Genomic DNA, 17,218 nt, shown 5'->3' on the forward strand with positions numbered 1-17,218 from the left:
TGGGTGCTCACGACATGGGGAGATCTACCCGACTTCTCTGGGTACTGGGCCTAGGCCGCTCTGAGTATCTGGGCTCAGGGATGGTGTATCGGCCGCATCCTCGAGGCTGGACGACGCGGGGGAGAGGCGCCGGGCGGGGCGGTGAAGGCCGAGTGAGTACTCACTAGGATGTGCCCGTGTCCACAGAGTCTGCCATCCGCCCCGGTCCACTTTGGCGCCGGGTGGCGGTAATGGGCCTGATCCTGGCGGATCTCGCCATCCTCTCCAGGGTCTGGTGGATGACGGGACGTGGCCTCGACCTCACCGACGAGGGCATGTACCTCAATTGGATGACCTCCCCGTGGGACTGGCCCTGGGCCAGCACGCAGTTCGCGTTCTTCTTCCATCCGCTGTGGAGTCTGGCGGGCCAGGACCTGGTGCTCGTTCGCCGGTGGACGGTGCTGCTGCTCCTGCTGGTGGGCGTGGGGTTCTTCGCCGCCGTGGTCCGGCGGGCCTTCGCGCTTTCCCGGGGGAGCAGTGTGGCGTGGGGAGCGCTGCTGACGCCGACGGTCCTGCTGGCTGTGGGATCGCAGTCGGTGTTCTTCACCCCCAGCTACAACCTGTTGGGCCTCATCGGTCTGCTCGTGTCCGGGGCGGCGCTCGCCGGCATCCTGCTGCCCGCCCCCACGCCGACCCGGCGTCCGGTGCTGGGGGTCTGGCCCTGGGCGGCACTGGGCGTCGGCGGTGTGGTCTGCTTCGCCTCCCGTCCCACGGCCGGTGCGCTCCTCCTGGTGCTGGTGCTCATCGCGCTCGTCGTGGCAGGCCAATGGAGCTGGCGCGGGCTCGGCGTGGCGGCAGGCGTCGCCCTGACCGCGTTCCTGATCATGACCCTCCTGATCGACGGCGGCCCCGTCCGTTTCCTGGAGCGCGTCCTCGAAGGGCTGGAGCTGTACAGCATCCAGACCCAGCGCGGTGCCCTGGACGCCGTGGTCAACACCTTCACCGAGGATCTCCGGTGGGAACGGGCGGACGTCCTCTGGGGTCTGCTGCTCGGGCTGCTGCTGGCGATCGCCATGGTGCTTCGCCGGGCCGGCCGGTACGCGCCCCACTGCCTGGCCGGGCTCGCCGCGCTCCTGGGCGCGGCGACGGTCTGGGCCATGGCCGACGGGTCCACCCCCCTCACTGGCCGGGTCCTCCGCTCGGCAACGGTGGCCCTCCTCCTCTGGGCGGGCGGCACCGTCGCCTCCCTGGTGACTGCCCGAAGGCTTCGCCGCCCTGTGCTGGCCGCCGTCGGCGCACTTCTGCTGCTGCCCTACGTCTACGCCTTCGGTACGCACTACAGCACCGTCGCACTGGCCGGCTCCGCGGCCTTCTGCTGGCTAGCCAGCTCACTGGTCGCGCTGGGGGCGGCCAGGAAGAGCCGGGCCGCGCTCCCCGCCGTCGCAGGAGTCTGGCTGCTCGCGACGGCGTTGTGCCTGAATGCCGCATCGGGCGCCGCGCCCCGGCAGGAGCCGCTCGCCGCCCAGGACGTCGCCGTCGACCTGGCCGGTAAGGCACTGGTCGACCTTTCGCCGGACATGGCGCGGTACCTCGGTGCGGTGGCAGACGGCGTGGCCGCTGAAGGGTTCGTGGCCGGCACTCCGGTGCTCGACCTGACGGGCGAGTCTCCGGGTCTCGTCTACCATCTGCGGGCCCGGGCCACGGCGGACTCCTGGGTGATCGGCAGATATCCCGGATCCCGTGACCGGCTCGCCCGCGAACTGACGCTCCATACCGATTGCGACCTCATCGGCGCTTCCTGGCTGCTCGTCAGCCCCGACGGGGCGCGTCGCATCGACCCCGAGGTGCTGGGTGAGGCCGGTCTCCAGTTCCCGGACGACTACCGCCTGGCCCTGAGAGAGACGGCTCCCGCCCGCTCAGGCGGCTACGACCTGGAGGTGTGGGCACCAGTGGACGGGGCTGCGCTCAGCGAGCGCTGCTCCGCTCTGCGATAGCGCGCAACTCCGCCGGCGGGGTGAAACCGTGGTCGCCCAGTTCGCGGATGAGTTCGATCAGCCGCAGGGTCGACGAGCGGCGCATGAAGGGTTCCGCCCGCTCCGGCTCTGGGTGCTGCCGCGGTTGGTAGGTCGCCAGGAACTCCCTGATGGATTCGACGTCGTCGCGCACCCAGTAAACGCCCTCAACCCCGCGGAGCATCTCCCACATGGCCGTCCCCTCGAGTAGGTCACGGTGCAGGATGAGCACGTCGAGGCCGAGCGCCAGGTAGTCGAACATCTTGGTGGGGGTCTCGATGCCGGAGTCGCCGATGAAGGTGACGCCGCAGTCCGTGGTCGAGAGCAGGCGCAGGGCCTCCTCGCGTGGCACCCGCGGGTGGCGCACCACGTGGGCGCCGAAGTCTTGCGTCACGGGAGCGCCGATCTGGTGGAACTCCGCATCGGTGCCGGCGATCGCCTCGAGCAGCCTGTCAGGTGGGGTGATCTTGTAGATCTGCCCCGCGTGCGAGAAACGCACGGGGGACCCGGGCTGGCGGTCGACGACAGGCGGCGCGGGCACGCGTTCGTCGAAGCCGTTGGGCACGATCTCGATGCGGGTCTGGGCGCTGCCTCGCACGGTGACGTCCTTGCAGCCCTGGTTCACCACGGTGACGATGTCGGCGTCGAGGTTCCAGCCGGCCTCGAGATACTCAGCGTCCTTCTTCGCCTCGGCGCGCCACGTGTGGCGGGGGTTGCCGACGAATGGATCCCGGTAGTCCAGGATCACGCGCGCGGTCCAGCGTCGCCGGGCGTAGGACGCGAAATCGAAGTAGGGGTAGGGATTGCCCGAGAGGATCACGACGTCGTACTCGTCGTCGCGCTTGTCGAAATAGCGCTCCAGCGCCCAGTTCCAGAAGCCTGCCACCTGCCTGCTGTACGGGTAGGGCCGGGCGACCCCGTCAGCGAGCAGCGTGGCGGCGGTCGGGCTGAGCGGCGAACCGTTGAACACGAGGTTGCCCGTCCAGAGATCGGGGACGCGGTGCACGTGCTCTGGCGCGTCAGGCCAGGGAGTGGCCACTGCATAGTCGACGGTGACCGCACCGTCGGAGAGCATCTCCATCTGCTCGAACCAGTAGTTGACGCGCTGCACTCCCACAGTGGGCGAGGGGCCACCGTAGTACGCCACCAGCAACACCCGGGTCACCCCCTCGAGCGCCTTCCTGTTCGGCACCGGGCGTTCCCTCGCCAGGTCGACCAGCGGGATGGGATCCAGATGCTGCACGGGAGCCGGCCAGGAGCGCGTGAAGGCCTCGGCGACGGCCGGGTCCGGAACGAAGAACCCCTTGGCAGCGGTCATGAGGGCGATGGCCTGTGGCGTGAGGACGGGCTGCCCGGTGAGCAGCACGCCGAAGGGCCAGTACCGGGATCCGGCCGCCCACAGCGCGAGTTCCGTGAGCCAGTCGTTCGGCGCGACCACCGGCATGGGGCGCGGCACGTGCTGCGACAGCCAGTTGAGGACGTAGTTCCACACAGGGGTGGATTCCGCATCAAGTGAGCCGTTGGCGATGCTCATGGTGGGCTGCGGGATGCCGCACAGCACGGGGTTGCCCGTCAGGCGGATGACCTGCGGGTTGTCCGGGTGGCGCGACACGACCCGCCAGCCACGGGCCAGCGACTGCTCGGCCACCGCCGGGTCATCGGTGAAGACCACAGGGGAATAGAGCGTCATGTGAACGTCCTGATCAGGTCGAGTTCGCGGTTGATCGTCGCCTCGACCCCACACTGGCGCTCCACCCTCGCGGCCGCATTACGCGACAGTTCGGGCAGCACCTCCGGGTGCTCGACGAGGTACCAGATAGCCTCGGCGAAGGCCCGGGGGTCGTCTGGCCGGGGCAGCAGGCTGCAGGTGGCGTCGGTGTACTCGGGGATGGCCGCGACGGGGTTGGTGATCGTCACCATGCCGCTGGCCATCGCCTCACCCAGCATCACGCCCTGGGTGTCGTAGCGCGACGGGCAGAGGAAGATGCCGTGGTCGTAGTGCAGCGCGGCCATCTCGGAGGGGCTGGAGTAGCGGTTCTCGACGGTGACGTTGGGAAGCCCGTGCAGCGGGGCGACCTTGCGCTGGAACAGCCGGCCGAAGCCCCGCACCGTGAACTGCAGGTCGAAGAAGCCCGGCCTGGCCTTGAGCAGGCCGATCGCGTTGATGGCGATGTCGTTGCCGTAGTTGCGTTGCTCGAAGCTGCGCATGAGGAGGATGCGGTTGGCCTCGTGCGGCTGCCTCTCGCGGGCCCTGAAGTGAGCCGTGTCGATGTGGTTCGGGATGACGTGGGAGTTGACGGCCTCCGTGCCGACGTCCCACTGCGAGTTCTGTCGCTGCATCTCCGAGACGAACACGATCGCCGCATCCCCACAGGAGAACAGGCTGCGGGCCGCGTCGAACCGGACGCGGTTGAGTTCGTCCAGGGTGGCTCGCCGGAGCGCGAGTTCGGCGGTGGTGAAGTTGCCGGCCAGGCGCCGGTAGTCGCGCACCTCGTAGCCGTGGTACCAGACGATGAGGCGCAGGCCCGGGAGCCGTTCGGTCAGCATTCCGGACACTGTGGGCGACGGGGAGTGGGCGAGCACCGGCACGCCGCGACGCTGCAGCACGTCCAGCGCCGACGGGAGGTCGTCGGTGTGGGTGACGAAGATTTCGGTGGCGGAATCGCGCGCCCGCAGCACGCGGGAGCCCTTCCCCGAAGTGTCGATCACGGCACCCCTGAGGCCGGCCGCCACGTAGGCGTGCACCCGGGAGCGGATGAACTCTCCGCCGTGGCGCCAGGCACGCGGATACGTGGGGGCGACGACGACGAAGTCGAGGTCCTCGGCGAGCAGTTCCTCCCAGTGCGTGGGCTCAGCCATTCCCACGCCCGAGCGCCTTCTTGGCCAGGACTCGGATGGGGCGCTGCAACTGCTTCTTCAACCGCTCGATGTGGCGCTTCTGGGCTGCGATGACCTCAGCCGATTCCTTCTGAGAAGCCTCGGCCGCGGCGAGCTGGTCGCGCAGTGCGTCATGGGCGATGTCGCGCTCGACGAGTCGCTCAGCCATGACACGCGCGTCATCCCGGGCCGATTCGAGCTCGGCCACGAGCGTCGTCATCTCCGCGCGGACGACCTCGAGGTCTGCGGCAAGGGCTTTCCGCAGCCTCTCGTTGTCCTGGGCTGCCTGTTGAAAAGTCACGTCGTCCGAGTCCACGCTCGGCACCTTACCAGCGAGCCGTTCAGGGCAGAGATGGCGATCAGTGGGGTCAGTCGGTGCCGGTGTCCATCGAGGAGCGCTCCACGGCCTCGTCGACATCCGAAGGCCCGGTCGCACCCAGCTCAGCGATGGCCGCGGCTCCGCCGCGCTCCAACTGCCCGATGAGCGCCGCGTGCCCGGCCAGCAGGGTGCCCTGCTGGGCGTACAGCTCGAGCTTCTCGCGAGAATCCGCGATGTCGAGGTTGCGCATGGTGAGCTGGCCGATGCGGTCCGTGGGGCCGAAGGCGGCGTCCTCCACACGCTCCATCGACAGCTTGTGCGGCTGGTAGCTGAGGTGCGGGCCGCGGGTGTCGAGGATGGTGTAGTCGTCGCCGCGGCGCAGGCGCAGATCCACCTCGCCGGTCACGGCGGAGGCGACCCAACGCTGGATGGATTCGCGCAGCATCAGCGACTGCGGGTCCAGCCAACGGCCTTCGTACAGCAGGCGGCCGAGCTTGAGGCCCTGCGCCTGGTAGTTGGCGAGGGTGTCCTCGTTGTGGATGGCCGAGAGGAGACGTTCGTAGGCGATCCAGAGGAGCGCCATGCCCGGTGCCTCGTAGATGCCGCGCGACTTGGCCTCGATGATGCGGTTCTCGATCTGGTCGCTCATGCCGAGTCCGTGGCGACCGCCGATGGCGTTGGCCTCCATGACCAGCGACACCGAGTCGTCGAAGCGGACGCCGTTGATGGCGACGGGGCGGCCGAGCTCGAAGCGGACCGTGACGTCCTCGGTGTCGATGTCCACCGACGGGTCCCAGTACTTCACGCCCATGATCGGCTCAACGGTCTCGAGCGAGACGTTGAGGTCCTCCAGGGTCTTGGCCTCATGCGTGGCGCCCCAGATGTTGGCGTCGGTGGAGTAGGCCTTCTCCTTGGAGTCGCGGTACGGGAGGTCGCGCTCCGTGAGCCAGGCGCTCATCTCCGCGCGCCCGCCCAGCTGCCGCACGAACTCTTCATCGAGCCACGGCTTGTAGATGCGCAGTTGCGGGTTGGCCATGAGGCCGTAGCGGTAGAACCGCTCGATGTCGTTGCCCTTGTAGGTGGAGCCGTCGCCCCAGATGAAGACGTTGTCCTCGGCCATGGCCCGCACCAGGAGCGTGCCGGTGACGGCGCGCCCGATGGGCGTGGTGTTGAAGTACGCCTTGCCCGCCGAACGGATGTGGAACGCGCCACACGCCAGGGCGGACAGGCCCTCGTCGACGAGCTGCGGCTTGCAGTCGATCAGCCGCGAGATCTCGGCGCCGTACTCCACCGCGCGCCCGGGGACCGAGTCGATGTCCGGCTCGTCGTACTGGCCGATGTCTGCCGTGTAGGTGCAGGGCACGGCGCCCGCCTCGCGCATCCACGCGACGGCGACAGAGGTGTCGAGGCCACCGGAGAACGCGATACCGACGCGCTCGCCGACGGGCAGGGAGGTGAGTACTTTGGTCACGGCGCCACTGTAGCCGCAGGGATCACGCTCTCTATACGCTGTCCGACCTTGCGGGCATGCCGGATCCCCGTCGCGGAATATGCCACCATGCCTCCCGCCCGACCCCCGAGGTCCCGTAGACCTGGGCCCTTCGTCGCAGACCCGGGCCCTTCGTCGCAGACCCGGGTCCGTCGTCGCAGACCTGGGTTCACCGTCGCAGACACCGCGTGGGGATGCAGACAGTGCACTGTCTGCGGGGACAGCCCTCATCTGCGACGTCCTCTTACCGTCTGCGACGTGGCCGAGGCAGTCGTCGACCCGATTGCATGCAGGCCTCCGTCAGGCTCCGCGGCGGGCAGTCCGCTCGGCCAGCTTCATGCCCCTCTTCACAATCTCGATGAACGCCGCCGGATTCTGTAGATCGGCCCAGGTCCATCGGATCACGAAATAGTTCTGGGCTCGGAGGCCGTCTTCACGGCGCTTCTCCGCGAAGACCACGTCAGCGGGATCCTGCCCCGGGTTCAACGTGCGTCCGTACTTCACTCGGCCGTCGAACTCGCCGATCAGCCTCAGTTCGGGCCAGAAGAAATCGACGCGGGCGATCTCTCCGTTTGATGTCAGTTCAACCTGCAACTCGGGCATCGGCAGGCCGCTCTGGCTCAGCAGCCACCTGCTGATGGACTCCCCCGGGCTCTCCGCGAGCCCGTCGTAAAGCCGTGCCACGGCCCGGGCACGGCGGATGCCGGGTCGTTTGGCGGCGCGCATGAGTTGCAGGTCAAGCGCATGGGTGGTCAGGCCGGCGCGTAGTGCGGCGTCACCGGCTGCAAGTGCCCATTCAGGCGGTTCGTGGCGTGCCAGATCGACCACGGTGCGGGCGAGGTTGGTCGTAGCGAGGTTGTCGATGATGTCAATCTCGTCCGCCCTGACCGGGCACGAGTAAAGATGCACATCTCTGTCGTCGCGTCCACCGGATGTTCGGGTGCGGGTGAGGTGGACCTTCTCGGTTGCCTTCCGGCGCACGGGCAATCCGTGCAGGGTAGCTGCGGAGGCGTGGCTGACGACCGACTGTGGCGAGCATGCCCCGACGCCCGCCCTGACCCTGGCCAGGTTGAAGTCGCTGGCTTGGGTGAACGCGCCGCGTCGTAACCGGGTGAGCACGCCGTCGGCCATGGCGCGGGGGACGCTGGCCTCAGTCCATCCCTGTTCATAGAGTTCCTGGAGAGTGAAGATCCGCATACCTCCACCTTTGGCAAAACGTCTGCCGATTTACGATCGGCTTCGTTTCCTGTGGATTACTCAGCGTCCTCGCAGACGGCGGGTGTGGCTGCAGACAGTGCACTGTCTGCGAAAACCGGCTGGGTCTGCGACGACGAACCCAGGTCTGCGAGGGCGCGGGCCGGTCTGCGACGACGAACCCAGGTCTGCGAGGACGCGGGCCGGTCTGCGACGACGAACTCAGGTCTGCTAGGACGCGTCGTTGACTGCCCGCGCCGCGGAAGCGGTGTGCGCCGCGGCAGAAGGTAGGATGCTCGCCTAGTACTGTCGGCAGGCTGGAGGCCAGGCATGCAGCGACCCCATGCTGTGATCGCGCTACCCAACAACATCGAGATCGACGCACGCGCGCAGCGCAATGCGTTGGCGCTCGTTGCTGCGGGTTACCGCGTCACCATGGTCGGCTTCGGCACCGGCATCCCCAACGAGGGGGTGATTGCGGGCATCCCGTACATCCTCTGCCAGGCCAGGCCGAAGAGCGGCGGGCCGGCGCCCGCCGCGGGGCCAAAGCCGCCGTCGATCCTCTACCGGATCGTCCGCAAGGCGTTCCACCTCGTGCTCCACCGCCGTCCTCCGCAGAAGGTGGCCAAGGCCATCGCCCGCGTCGAGGAGACAGCCGGAGCCGTGGTCAAGCAGGCCAACAAGCGCGTGCTGCGCCCGGCGCAGGGGTTGGTCAACAAGACGGCCCAGAAGGTCAATGCGCCCAAGCCCGACCCCGACGCGCCGTTCGACTGGCGCTCCGCGCTACCGCACGTGCCGGTGATGACGGATGCCCTGCGCGACGTGATCGCCGGGCTGGAGCCCGACCTCATCGTGACCGACGTCCACCTGCTGCCCATGGGCGCCGAGGTGGCGGACATCCAGCGTGCCAAGGGCAGGCAGATGGGGCTCCTCTACGACGCCCGCGAGTACGTCTACGGCCTGGCCAGCGACGACCAGAACGTCACCTTGGGCTTCCCCGCGCTCGAAACCGAGGCGATGCCCAAGGTCGACGCCACGGTGACCGTCTGCCAGCCCATCGCGGACTTCCTTGCCAAGCAGTACTCCCTGAGCGAGGTGCCCCCGCTGGTGCCCAACGCGCCTATCGGAAACCTGCCGGAGACCGGCCGCACGCTCACCATCCGCGACTTCCTCAAGATCGACGACGAGGCGCCGCTGCTCGTCTACGCGGGCGGGCTCAGCTACCACCGCGGTGTCCACGACGCCGTCGTGGCGCTGAAGGACCTGCCAGGCGTGCACCTGGCGATCGGCGCCCGACGCGAAAGCTCCTACACCGACGAACTCGAGGCGATCGCCACCACGCACGGTGTGCGCGACCGGGTGCACTTCGTGCCCTTCGCCCCCACCCACGAGGTGGCCGAATACCTGGCCTCCGCCACGGCCGCCGTCATGCCGTTCCTGCCTGTGGGCAACCACAACTGGGCAGCGCCGAACAAGTACTTCGAATCCGTCCAGGCACGCCTGCCCATCCTGACCTCCAACATGGACTGGCTCTCGGAACGTGTCACCACGCTGGGGATCGGCGAGGTGTTCCTGCACTCCAACCCGCCGTCGCTGGCCGAGGCGGCGAAGAAGCTGCTCGGGAACCTGGACCAGTACCGGGCCAAGCTCACCGACGAACTCGTGGCGGAGCACACCTTCGAGCACTTCGAGCACGTGATCGTCGACGTGGCCAAGCAGATCACGGACCCTAAGCTCCTGCCGGGCCTCGAGCCCACCAAGCTGCACGACAACCTGGCGGCCATCCGCAGCGACATGCTCCGGCAGCGTGCCACCCTCGCGGATTCGAAGCTGTTCGAGCCCAGGCCGTGGATCCGGATCGGCTGCGCCAACACCGGCGGCCTGCCCCAGCTCTGGGCCAAGGCACTCATGCGTGAGTACCCGCACGCCATCGCCGAATCGGTGTGGCGGCACCGCGAGCAGTCGCTGACGTTCCCCGTCGACGAGACGGTCACCTACGGCCAGTGGGTCTCACCCGCCTGGCAGAAGCAGCTCCAAGCCAAGCTCGAGGACCGCGTCACCCACGTCCTCACGGAATCGGGCCGCTCGGTCATCGGCGCCAAGTTCGGGGCGCACTTCTACGACGAGGTGGGGTGGTTCGCGCGCAAGGGCATCCGCCAGGGCCTCGTTTTCCACGGCTCCGACATCCGCAACCCGCGCATCCACGCCTCCCTCGAGCCGGATTCGCCGTTCAAGGACCCCGCCGAGGAGCTGACGGCCATCCTGCAGCGTCAGGTGGAGGACCTCACGCCGCACGTGCTGAGCTTCGACGGCCCCGTCTTCGTCACCACCAACGACCTCCTCGACTACCTGCCGCAGGCCACCTGGCTGCCCGTCGTCGTCGACACCGACGAATGGCGGACCTCCATGTCGCCCCTGGCCCACGGCGGTCTCCCCATCGTGTTCCACGTGCCTTCACGCCGCTCTATCAAGGGCTCTGAGGACGTCGACGCGGTGTGCCGCGAGCTGGAAGCCGAAGGCCTCATCGTGTACCGCGGCCTCAATGAACTGAGCCGCGAAGAGATGCGCGAGCAGATGCTCACCGCTGACATCGTCATCGACCAGATCCGGCTCGGCGACTACGGCATCACCGCAGTCGAGGCCATGTCCGGCAACCGCGTCGTCATCGGTCACGTCGCAGACCGCGTGCGCCAGCGGATCAAGGATGACGTCCCCATCGTCGAAGCCACGTCGCAGACGCTGCGCAGCGTGCTGCTCGAGGTCGCCGGGGATCCCGCCAGGGCCGCGGTGCTCGGCAGCCGGGGCCGCGAGTACGCCAAGCGGTGGCACGATGGGCGGCACAGCGCCCACGTGCTCGCAGAGTTCATGGGACTGGGCGAGCCGGCCCGTTGATGAAGATCCTCATGCTGGTGGCCACCTCCGTGGCCACGGACACCAGGGTGCTGCGGGAAGCCCGCACCCTCGTCGACGTCGGGCACACCGTGCACATCATCGGCCGCTCGGTCCCTGCCGACTTCGTGCCGGGGCCGGGCATCACGGTGTCGTCGGTGGGCACGTCGTCGGTGTTCCGCGGGGAGGGCCAGCCGTCGTTGGCGGGGAAGAAACTGCCTCCGCACCTGCGCTTGGCCCGGTGGTTGCTGTTGCCGGAGCACCGCCGTTCGTCCTTCGGCCGGTGGGCCGCAGGTGCGGTCAAGGATGCGCAGCAGCGCGACTTCGACGTGGTGCACGCCCACGACTTCACGGCGCTCGCCGCCGGCGACCAACTCGCCCGCGAGCGCAAGGTGCCCCTGGTCTACGACTCGCACGAACTGTGGACGGGCCTCCCCCGCGAGTTCCGGCCCACCCCCCTGGCCGACGCCCGCGAGAAGCGCGTCGAGGGCGAGTGCGGCTCCCGCGCCTCCGCCATCATCACCGTCGGCGACGGTGTCGCGGATGCGCTGAAGGGTGTCCACGGCTGGCAGGACGTCACGGTGGTGCGCAACACCTTCCCGCTGCGCGACGGCCACCCCGCCGTCCCCGAGACGCCCACCGGCCTCGTGTACGCGGGCCGGATCGCCGCCTACCGCGAACTCGAGACCATCGCGGCGGCCAGCAAGCTGGTGGGTCTGCCCATCACCATGTGCGGCCCGGCGGATCAGACCTGGCTCACGTCGTTCGATCCTGGCCGGGTCACCGTCCTGGGTGCACTGCCGCTCGACGAGGCTTCGGCCCTGATGTCGGCCGCCGGACTGTCCCTGGTGACGCACTCCGACAAGTGGGTCAATCACCGCCTCGCCCTCCCCAACAAGCTGTTCCACGCCGTCAGCCTCGGGTTGCCGGTGGTGGCCACCGACATCGGTGAGCTGGCCAAGGTGGTGCGCGAGCACGACCTCGGCACCCTCTACACACCAGGCGACCCCGAGAGCCTCGCCCGCGCAATCGGGGAGGCCGTTGCCGATTTTCCGCGTTACGTGTGTAATGTCGAGGCGGCACGCCCCGCCCTGTGCTGGGATGCCGACGCCGCCCGCCTGCGGGCCGTCTACGAGAAGCTGGCATCCGTGCACGCGGATGGCCGGGGAGAAGGTTAAGTGGCCAACACTGCTGAGACGTCCACGCGGCGCGTCTACACACCGCACAAGGCGGGCATCCCCAACCTCCGGGTGTATTTCACGGAATTGTGGCACCGCCTCGATTTCGCGAAGGAGATGAGCGACACCAACATCCGCGCCGGGAACACCAACACGTTCCTCGGCCAGGCCTGGCTGGTGCTCAACCCGCTCCTCCTCGCGGCCGTCTACTTCCTCCTGGTGATGATCATCGGTGGCGGAAGCCAGTTGGACGCCAACGGTGTCCCGCGGGCCGACTTCCCGCAGATCGCCGGCGGCCTGTTCCTCTTCTTCCTGATCTCGGGCATCGTGCAGGCCTGCGCCACCTCGGTGACCAACGCCGGATCGCTCATCCTGAACATGAACTTCCCGAAGCAGCTGCTGATCTTCGCCAACACCTACCTGGCGCTGCGCCGGTTCGTGCCGACGATGATCGTCTACGCCGTGATCCACGTGGTCTTCGGCAAACCCATCGCCTGGACCCTGCTGTGGGTCCCCCTCGTGGTGCTGCTCGCCGCGCTCATCGGCATGGGTCTCGGATCGATCGTCGCCACCTGGCACGTCTACTTCCGCGACACAGCGAACTTCCTGCCGTACGTCATCCGCATCTGGCTGTACGCGTCGCCGGTGCTGTACACGGGTGAGCAGTTCCTCACCAACCCCATCGGCAAGCGCACGGGCGAGTGGATCCTGTTCAACCCGGTCTTCGGCATCCTCGGCATGTGGAGCGACGCCCTGCACGGCCACAACCCGCCGTGGTACTACGTGGCCACGGCAGTCGCCTGGGCGCTGGCCCTCAGCATCGGCGGCATCCTGTACTTCATCTCTAGGGAGCGTGATTTCGCTGTCCGCCTCTGACGAATCCCAGTACCTGGAGCGCCAGCCCGGAGCACCCGAGCCGGAGGTCCACTCCTCCGTCGCGCCCCCCACGTCCGACGAGGGCGCAGCCATCGTCATCGACGACCTGCACATCACCTACAAGGTGTTCATGGAGCGCAAGAACACGCTCAAGAACGCCATGGTCAAGCGCCTGCGCGGCCAGCAGGTCAACTACCGGGAGGTGCGCGCCCTCCGCGGCGTCACCTTCAACGTGCCGAAAGGCCAGTGCACCGGCGTCATCGGTGCCAACGGCGCCGGCAAGTCGACGCTCATGCGCGCTGTGGCAGGCATCCTGCCGCCGTCGCAGGGCCGCATCGAGATCGACGGCAAGGTTTCCACGCTGCTCGCGCTCGGCGTCGGGTTCAACTCGGCCCTGACCGGTCGCGAGAACGTCGTCCTGGGCGGCCTGGCCGCAGGCCTGACGCGCCAGCAGGTCACGGAGCGCTTCGAGGAAATCGCTGAGTTCGCGGATCTGGGCGACTTCATCGACATGCCGATGCGCACCTACTCCTCGGGCATGTTCTCCCGGCTGGCGTTCTCCGTCGCCGTGCACATGGACCCGGACATCCTCATCATCGATGAAGCCCTGTCGGCCGGCGACGCGAAGTTCAAGGACCGCGCCAACCAGAAGATGGCAGAACTCATGGACCACGCCGGCACGATGCTGCTGGTGTCGCACGCGCTGGGCACCATCCAGGAACTCTCCGACGAGGTGGTCTGGCTGCACAAGGGCAAGCTCATCCGCCGGGGCGACCCGAAGGAAGTGTGCCAGGCCTATCTGGACTTCCTGAAGGTTGGCGACGACTCCATCGTCATGGAGGACTTCTGACCCCCAGAGTGGCGATCGTCACGACGGGGCACGACGTCGCCGACGCCCGCCTGCACCGCACCGTGGCAGCGCTGCAACGCGCCGGCCTGCACGTGCGGGTGCGCGGGCTGTCCTCCACAGGTGCAGGTGCCCGGCCAACGGGGAAGGTGCAGCGCGGCCTCCGCGCTCTGCTGTGGCCCTGGCAGGCCCGCTGCGACGTGCTGATCACCATCGACCCCGACACCGCGCTCTCAGCCTGGGTGTCGTCGCGGGTGCTGCGACGTGCCTGGGTGGCCGACGTCCACGAGGATTACCGCGAGCTGCTGCGCGACAGGGCCTGGGTGCCCAAGCCGCTGCTCGCCGTGCTGCGCGGCGCCGTGTCCCTCCTCAACCGGATCATCACCCGGGCAGACCTGGTGCTGGTCGCCGACGACCACGTGCCGCCGCGCCACGCTCCCCGTCGTTTCGTGATGCGCAACGTCCCGGACGTGACGCTGCTGCCCCCGATGCCGTCGGCTCCCGGTGACAGCACCCTGGGCTACCGCAGGGCGGTCTACATCGGCGACAACCGCACCACCAGGGGCCTCCGCGACATGGTCGAGGCGGTCGCGGCCACCGTCGACGACCCGACGCCCTGGCACCTCGACCTCGTCGGCCCCGTGGCCGCGGCGGACCGCGCCTGGCTCGACGAGCGGCTCACCCGCCGGGATGCGCGCACCGTCACCTGGCACGACCGGCAACCCCCTGCGGAATCCTGGCGCATCGCCGCAGGCGCCGACGTCGGCCTGTGCCTCCTCGCCGACACCCCGGCCTTCCGCGACGCCATGCCGTCGAAGGTGTACGAGTACCTCGCCATGGGCATGCCCACGGTCGCCACGCCGCTGCCCCGCGTGCGGGAACTGGTGGAGGGCACCGGCGCCGGGGTGATCGTCGACGGCGTGCCCGCCACCGTCGAGGCCCTCCGCAGGTTCGCCGCCGAGGCCGACCACCGGGCGGCGCTCGTCGCGAATGCCCGCGCCGCGGGCGAGGAACTCCGCCAGCGGCCCAGCCCCTACGACGAGGCCGCGGCGCGCATCGGCAAGCTCGCGGGCATACTGACGCCATGACCCGGCCACGTTTCCCCAGATTCGTCTACGGCACCGGCCAGGAGCCGGACGCGCGGTTCACGCTGGCCAACGAACGCACGTTCCTCGCCTGGATCCGCACCTCCCTCGCCCTCCTGGCCGGTGGCATCGCGCTGGAGGTGCTGGGGCCGGACATCCACAGCGGCCTCCGCATGGCGGCCTCCATCGTGCTGCTCGTCGCAGGCACGGCCGCCGCACCGATGGCCTGGTGGAGCTGGGCGCGCTACGAGAAGGCCCTCCGCAGTGCGCAGCCGTTGCCGACGACGTTCTTCGCCCTCCCCGTGGCCATCATCGTCGCGCTGGTGGGTGTCCTGATCCTGGCCGGCCTCCTCCTGGCATGATCGTCTACGACCCCGGTCTCCAGCCGGAACGCACCGGCTTGGCCTGGCAACGGACATCGCTCGCCCTCGGCCTGGGCGCCCTGGTGTACGCGCGCATCTCGGCGCAGACGGTGGGCGTGTGGGCGTGGCTCTTGGCCGGGGCCGGCATCCTCACCGCACTGGTGCTCGGGGTGGCGTCGGGTCGGCGGTACCGGTACACCCACCGGTCGCTCACCGCCGGCGTGGTGAAGCTGCCCGACGGGGTGCTGCCCGCCGCGCTGGCCCTGGCCGTCGCCGCTGGGGGCCTCATTGTCCTCGCGCTGACCCTCGTCAGCCCGGCCCGCTAGTGTCGCACCAGGGACCGCAGCCCACTGGGCGCGGCCCGATGTCCGGCCCGGACGTGCATTCTGTATGCTCGCTTGCAGCGATATTCGAAGGGACCCAAGCATGGTTCGCATTGTTGATTCGGCGGACGTCTCACCCGACGCCACCATCGGAGAAGGCTCTTCCATCTGGCACCTGGCCCAGGTGCGTGAGAAGGCCGTCCTCGGTGAGAACTGCATCGTCGGACGCGGCGCCTACGTCGGCACCGGCGTGCAGATGGGTGACAACTGCAAGCTTCAGAACTACGCCCTGGTCTACGAGCCGGCCGTCCTGGAGGACGGGGTCTTCGTCGGTCCCGCGGTCGTGTTCACCAACGACTACTACCCGCGCGCCATCGACCCCGAGGGCAAGCTCAAGCGCGGCGACGACTGGGAGCCGGTGGGCGTGACCTGCAAGCAGGGCTCCTCCATCGGAGCGCGCGCGGTGTGCGTCGCGCCCGTCACCATCGGCCGCTGGGCCATGGTTGCGGCCGGTGCCGTGGTCGTGAAGGACGTACCGGATTTCGCGCTCGTGGCCGGTGTCCCGGCCCGGCGCATCCGCTGGGTGGGCCGCGCGGGCGTGCCGCTCGAGCAGGGTGACACCGAAGGGCTGTGGGTGTGCCCCCAGACCGGCGACAAGTATCAAGAACAAGACGACAACACTCTCGTGGAGGTTTCTCAGTGAACGACTTCATCCCACCGGCCAAGCCGATCATCGGCGATGAGGAGCGCGAGGCGGTCGACCGCGTGCTGCGCTCGGGCATGCTCGCCCAGGGCCCTGAGGTCAAGGCCTTCGAAGAGGAGTTCTCGGCCCACTTCGGTCTGGGTCGCGCCTGTGTGGCGGTTAACTCCGGCACGTCGGGTCTGCACCTGGGCCTGCTGAGCTCCGGCATCGGCCCCGGCGACGAGGTCATCGTCCCGTCGTTCACCTTCGCCGCGACGGCCAACTCGGTCGCGCTGACCGGCGCCACCCCGGTGTTCGCCGACATCGCGCTGGATGATTTCACGCTGGACCCCGCGTCGGTGGAGGCCTCCATCACGGAGCGCACCAAGGCGATCATGCCGGTGCACCTGTACGGTCACCCCGCGAAGATGGTCGAACTGCAGGCCATCGCCGACAAGCACGGCCTGATGCTGTTCGAGGATGCTGCGCAGGCGCACGGCGCCTCGCTCAACGGCACGCCGGTGGGTGCGTTCGGCACGTTCGGCATGTTCTCGCTGTACCCCACCAAGAACATGACCTCCGGTGAGGGTGGCATGGTTTCGGCGGCCAACGACGAGGTTGAGCGCAACCTGCGTCTCTACCGCAACCAGGGCATGCTGCAGCAGTACCACAACGAGGTTGTGGGCCTGAACAACCGCATGACCGACATCCACGCCGCCATCGGCCGCGTCCAGCTGACGAAGGTCGGCGCCTGGACTGAGCAGCGGCAGAGCAACGCCGCGTTCCTGTCGTCGAACCTGGAGGGTGTTGTCGTTCCCCCGGTGCTCGACGGTGCGGTGCACGTCTACCACCAGTACACCGTGCGGGTGGCCGAGGGCCGCGACGAGCTGGCGAAGGCGCTGAAGGACGAGTACAACGTGGGCTCGGGCATGTTCTACCCCGTGCCGAACCACCGCCTCAAGCCGTTCCAGGCTGACGTCGAGCTGCCCAACACCGAGCAGGCCGCCGTGGAGTGCCTCTCGCTGCCCGTGCACCCGTCGCTGTCGCAGGAAGACCTCGAGCGCATCGTCACCGCCGTCAACACGCTCGCCAAGGCCGGTGCATGA

General features: G+C 68.6%; 15 protein-coding genes. 10 read left to right on the plus strand and 5 right to left on the minus strand.

Annotation, left to right across the window (positions count from 1 at the left end; translation table 11 throughout):
* The first annotated feature begins 176 nt into the window (after positions 1-176).
* On the plus strand, positions 177-1,973 hold the full coding sequence (locus tag ACZK4S_RS10290) for a hypothetical protein (RefSeq protein ID WP_463644177.1): 1,797 nt from the start codon (positions 177-179) through the stop codon (positions 1,971-1,973).
* Here ACZK4S_RS10290 and ACZK4S_RS10295 read toward each other — a convergent pair.
* The 5 genes from ACZK4S_RS10295 to ACZK4S_RS10315 all read right to left on the minus strand — a co-directional run bounded on the left by ACZK4S_RS10295 (position 1,945) and on the right by ACZK4S_RS10315 (position 7,807).
* Complete coding sequence (locus tag ACZK4S_RS10295; RefSeq protein ID WP_463644178.1) at positions 1,945-3,681, minus strand: glycosyltransferase family protein; 1,737 nt, start codon at positions 3,679-3,681, stop codon at positions 1,945-1,947. The genes ACZK4S_RS10290 and ACZK4S_RS10295 overlap by 29 nt on opposite strands.
* Entirely contained in the window at positions 3,678-4,850 is a 1,173-nt protein-coding gene (locus tag ACZK4S_RS10300; protein ID WP_463644339.1) for a glycosyltransferase family 4 protein, read from the minus strand. Before ACZK4S_RS10300 ends, ACZK4S_RS10295 begins: the two co-directional genes overlap by 4 nt.
* Positions 4,843-5,169: a hypothetical protein gene (locus ACZK4S_RS10305; RefSeq protein WP_463644179.1), complete on the minus strand. Its 327-nt coding sequence runs from the start codon at positions 5,167-5,169 to the stop codon at positions 4,843-4,845. The genes ACZK4S_RS10300 and ACZK4S_RS10305 overlap by 8 nt, the downstream gene beginning before the upstream one ends.
* Before the next feature lie 67 nt (positions 5,170-5,236).
* Positions 5,237-6,658 carry an argininosuccinate synthase gene (argG, locus tag ACZK4S_RS10310; protein ID WP_463644180.1) on the minus strand — a complete coding sequence of 474 codons (1,422 nt, stop codon included), beginning with the start codon at positions 6,656-6,658 and terminating at the stop codon, positions 5,237-5,239.
* 318 nt (positions 6,659-6,976) lie between these two features.
* Positions 6,977-7,807, minus strand: coding sequence for a hypothetical protein (locus ACZK4S_RS10315; RefSeq protein WP_463644181.1), 831 nt, complete (start codon positions 7,805-7,807; stop codon positions 6,977-6,979).
* Between the two features lie 393 nt (positions 7,808-8,200).
* On the opposite strand from ACZK4S_RS10315, the gene ACZK4S_RS10320 reads away from it, so the two are divergent.
* The 9 genes from ACZK4S_RS10320 to ACZK4S_RS10360 all read left to right on the plus strand — a co-directional run bounded on the left by ACZK4S_RS10320 (position 8,201) and on the right by ACZK4S_RS10360 (position 17,218).
* A complete protein-coding gene (locus ACZK4S_RS10320; RefSeq protein ID WP_463644182.1) occupies positions 8,201-10,762 on the plus strand; it encodes a glycosyltransferase in 2,562 nt (853 codons plus the stop codon).
* On the plus strand, positions 10,762-11,937 hold the full coding sequence (locus tag ACZK4S_RS10325) for a glycosyltransferase (protein ID WP_463644183.1): 1,176 nt from the start codon (positions 10,762-10,764) through the stop codon (positions 11,935-11,937). Before ACZK4S_RS10320 ends, ACZK4S_RS10325 begins: the two co-directional genes overlap by 1 nt.
* Entirely contained in the window at positions 11,938-12,813 is an 876-nt protein-coding gene (locus tag ACZK4S_RS10330; protein WP_463644184.1) for an ABC transporter permease, read from the plus strand.
* Positions 12,791-13,663 carry an ABC transporter ATP-binding protein gene (locus tag ACZK4S_RS10335; RefSeq protein ID WP_233120786.1) on the plus strand — a complete coding sequence of 291 codons (873 nt, stop codon included), beginning with the start codon at positions 12,791-12,793 and terminating at the stop codon, positions 13,661-13,663. The genes ACZK4S_RS10330 and ACZK4S_RS10335 overlap by 23 nt, the downstream gene beginning before the upstream one ends.
* Before the next feature lie 8 nt (positions 13,664-13,671).
* Entirely contained in the window at positions 13,672-14,748 is a 1,077-nt protein-coding gene (locus ACZK4S_RS10340; protein ID WP_463644185.1) for a glycosyltransferase, read from the plus strand.
* Positions 14,745-15,107, plus strand: a complete 363-nt coding sequence (locus ACZK4S_RS10345) for a YidH family protein (protein ID WP_463644186.1) — start codon at positions 14,745-14,747, stop codon at positions 15,105-15,107. Before ACZK4S_RS10340 ends, ACZK4S_RS10345 begins: the two co-directional genes overlap by 4 nt.
* The gene (locus ACZK4S_RS10350) at positions 15,104-15,433 is read left to right on the plus strand and encodes a DUF202 domain-containing protein (RefSeq protein WP_463644187.1); all 330 of its coding nucleotides are present in this window, start codon (positions 15,104-15,106) and stop codon (positions 15,431-15,433) included. Before ACZK4S_RS10345 ends, ACZK4S_RS10350 begins: the two co-directional genes overlap by 4 nt.
* Positions 15,434-15,533: 100 nt before the next feature.
* Entirely contained in the window at positions 15,534-16,133 is a 600-nt protein-coding gene (locus ACZK4S_RS10355; protein WP_463644188.1) for an acyltransferase, read from the plus strand.
* Positions 16,130-17,218 (plus strand): DegT/DnrJ/EryC1/StrS family aminotransferase, encoded by a 1,089-nt coding sequence (locus ACZK4S_RS10360; RefSeq protein ID WP_463644189.1) that lies wholly within the window; start codon positions 16,130-16,132, stop codon positions 17,216-17,218. The genes ACZK4S_RS10355 and ACZK4S_RS10360 overlap by 4 nt, the downstream gene beginning before the upstream one ends.

It is taken from the genome of Tessaracoccus zhenghani (assembly GCF_055326325.1).

Excerpts from the sequence above, each read along its gene's own strand:
- ACZK4S_RS10295 (WP_463644178.1), bottom strand. The coding sequence starts at position 3,681 with ATGACGCTCTATTCCCCTGTGGTCTTCACCGATGACCCGGCGGTGGCC.
- ACZK4S_RS10300 (WP_463644339.1), bottom strand. The coding sequence starts at position 4,850 with ATGGCTGAGCCCACGCACTGGGAGGAACTGCTCGCCGAGGACCTCGAC.
- ACZK4S_RS10315 (WP_463644181.1), bottom strand. The coding sequence starts at position 7,807 with ATGGCCGACGGCGTGCTCACCCGGTTACGACGCGGCGCGTTCACCCAA.
- ACZK4S_RS10320 (WP_463644182.1), top strand. The coding sequence starts at position 8,201 with ATGCAGCGACCCCATGCTGTGATCGCGCTACCCAACAACATCGAGATC.
- ACZK4S_RS10325 (WP_463644183.1), top strand. The coding sequence starts at position 10,762 with ATGAAGATCCTCATGCTGGTGGCCACCTCCGTGGCCACGGACACCAGG.
- ACZK4S_RS10345 (WP_463644186.1), top strand. The coding sequence starts at position 14,745 with ATGACCCGGCCACGTTTCCCCAGATTCGTCTACGGCACCGGCCAGGAG.
- ACZK4S_RS10350 (WP_463644187.1), top strand. The coding sequence starts at position 15,104 with ATGATCGTCTACGACCCCGGTCTCCAGCCGGAACGCACCGGCTTGGCC.
- ACZK4S_RS10355 (WP_463644188.1), top strand. The coding sequence starts at position 15,534 with ATGGTTCGCATTGTTGATTCGGCGGACGTCTCACCCGACGCCACCATC.